This window comes from Myxococcus sp. CA039A, from assembly GCF_013336645.1.
Taxonomy (GTDB): Bacteria; Myxococcota; Myxococcia; order Myxococcales; family Myxococcaceae; genus Myxococcus; species Myxococcus llanfairpwllgwyngyllgogerychwyrndrobwllllantysiliogogogochensis.
In genome coordinates this window covers 1-1488 of the sequence record NZ_JABUMQ010000653.1, presented here as the reverse complement: position 1 = coordinate 1488, position 1488 = coordinate 1, and the positions used below count along the sequence as shown (strand labels likewise).

Annotated in this window: 1 protein-coding gene; it reads left to right on the top strand. The window is 70.6% G+C overall.

What is annotated here, in order from left to right; all coding sequences use genetic code 11:
- Positions 1–161: 161 nt before the first annotated feature.
- Positions 162–1488, top strand: a 1327-nt coding sequence (dnaG, locus tag HR086_RS46780; protein ID WP_174468904.1) for a DNA primase, incomplete at its 3' end; no start/stop codon positions are given.

The window sequence follows — 1488 nt, the reverse complement described above, 5'->3', positions numbered from 1 at the left end:
CCCAACGTGTCCCCAGCCATCCTTCCCGCCCCCCGCCGCCGGTCCTTCGCCCTCGTGGGCGGGGTGATCCAGCGGGTTGGCGACCAGACGGGCGACGTCAGGCCCGGCTGCCAGGATGTCGGGAGTGCGCCCGCCCAGGTGCGGGACGAGGGGTGGCCGACGTGATCCCGGAACACAAGATCCAGGAAGTCCTCGAGCGTGTAGACCTCGTGGGCCTCATCTCCCGACATGTGGAGCTGAAGAAGGCGGGCCGCGAGTGGAAGGGGCGCTGTCCCTTCCATCAGGAGAAGACCCCCTCCTTCTACGTGGTGCCGGAGAAGCACTTCTATTTCTGCCACGGCTGCCGGGCGAGCGGGGACGCGGTGTCCTTCGTCCAGCGCTACCTGGGCAAGACGTTCCTCGACGCGGTGAGGGACCTGGCGCGCGAGCTGGGCATCGACCTGGAGGCGCAGCAGGACCCGGGCATGCGCGAGCGCCAGCAGCTCAAGGAGGCCACGGACCTGGCCGCCGAGCACTTCCGCGCCACCCTCTGGCAGGACGAGGGCCGCTCCGCGCGGGCCTACATCGCCAGTCGTGGCGTGTCGGAAGAGACGGCGCAGTCCTTCGGACTCGGCTGGGCGCCCAACGCCTGGAGCACGCTCGCGGAGCGCTTTCAAAAGACAGGCATGCTGGACTGGGCCATGAAGGCCGGGCTGGTGCTCAAGCGAAACACGGGAGACGGCTGCTATGACTTCTTCCGCAGCCGGCTGATGGTGCCCATCCGGGCGCCGGAGGGCCGCCCCATCGCCTTCGGTGGCCGCCTCGTCGGCGCCGAGGAAGGGCCCAAGTACCTCAACTCGCGCGAGTCGCGGCTCTTCAACAAGAGCGACACGCTCTTCGGCATGGACCAGGCGCGCGACGAGGTCCGCAAGCGCAAGGCCGCCGTCCTCGTGGAGGGCTACTTCGACTGCATCGGCCTGCATCAGGTGGGCGTGCGCCATGCCGTCGCGCTGTGCTCCACCAACCTCACCCCCGGCCACATGCAGGTGCTCAAGCGCGGCGAGGCCCGGGAGCTGGTGCTGCTCCTGGACGGGGACTCGGCGGGAATCGCGGCGGTGGAGCGACTCGCCGGTCCGCTGCTCGCCGCCGGGGCGACCGCCCGGGTGGCGCTGCTGCCCCAGGGGGATGATCCAGACGTCTTCGCGCGTCGAGAGGGAGCGGAGGGTGTGGAGCGGCTGCTGGAAGGCGCGCAACCGCTCACCGCCTACCTGTTCGCCTCCTTGCTGCCCCAGGGCAAGGGGGCGTCTTTCGAGGAGAAGATGGCGGCACTCGAGCGGCTCAAGCCCGTGGCGGCGCAGGTGCCCGTGGGACTGGTGCGCTCGTCGCTCTTCTCCGCCCTCGCGGAGCACTTCGGTTGGCGCTCCGCGGACGTGGAGGCCGCGCTGCGCAGCAAGGTGCCCCCCACGCCCAAGCCCGCCGCTTCGGCCTCGCATGATGGCGGCCCCCCCG